The 621-nt window shown below is 73.6% G+C and carries 2 protein-coding genes; one reads left to right on the top strand and one right to left on the bottom strand.

What is annotated here, in order from left to right; genetic code table 11:
* A partial coding sequence (locus B7L92_RS35430; RefSeq protein WP_438364050.1) for an ATP-binding protein occupies nt 1-273 on the top strand: 273 nt, incomplete at its 5' end.
* Between the two features lie 95 nt (nt 274-368).
* Here B7L92_RS35430 and B7L92_RS35425 read toward each other — a convergent pair.
* On the bottom strand, nt 369-621 hold a 253-nt coding region (locus B7L92_RS35425; protein ID WP_170102280.1), incomplete at its 5' end, for an SUKH-3 domain-containing protein.

The raw sequence follows: 621 nt of genomic DNA, 5'->3' as shown, positions 1-621 counted from the left end.
GCGTACCGGGTGGTGCAGGAGGCGTTGACGAACGTCCACAAGCATGCGGCGGGTGCGAAGACGTACGTGCGGCTCGCGCACCGGGTGTCGGAGATCGCGATGCAGGTGGAGAACGAGCCGCCGCAGGAGGCGGCGTCGTCGGCGCGGTTGCCGTCCGGGGGGAACGGTCTGGTGGGGATGAAGGAGCGGGTGTCCGCGCTGGGCGGGGTGTTCGTGTCGGGGCCGACGGAGGCGGGGGGTTTCCGGGTGTCGGCGGTGATTCCGGCGTCGTAGTCCCGCCGTGGTCCCGTCGTGGTTCCGCCGTGGCCCCGTCGTAGTCCCGCCGTGGTCCCGTCGGGGTTCCGGTGCGGTGCGGTGTCGCGGGGTGGTCAGCCCGCGGTGAGGCGTACGGGCTGGATGCCGGAGACGAGGGCGGCGAGGGCGTGGTCGATGTCGGGGCCGAGGTACCAGTCGCCGGTGTGGTCGAGGGCGTAGACGCGGCCCTGGGCGTCGATGGCGAGGAGGGCCTGGGTGTCGGTTTCGGCGCCGAGGGGGCAGACCTCGGTGCCGAGGGCGCGGCCGAGGTCGCCGAGGGTGCGGGCCATGTGGAGTCCGTGCAGGGGGTCGAGGTCGAGGGTGGCG

It is taken from the genome of Streptomyces viridosporus (assembly GCF_002078235.1).
Taxonomy (GTDB): Bacteria; Actinomycetota; Actinomycetes; order Streptomycetales; family Streptomycetaceae; genus Streptomyces; species Streptomyces viridosporus.
This window is presented reverse-complemented; position numbering and strand designations above follow the sequence as displayed.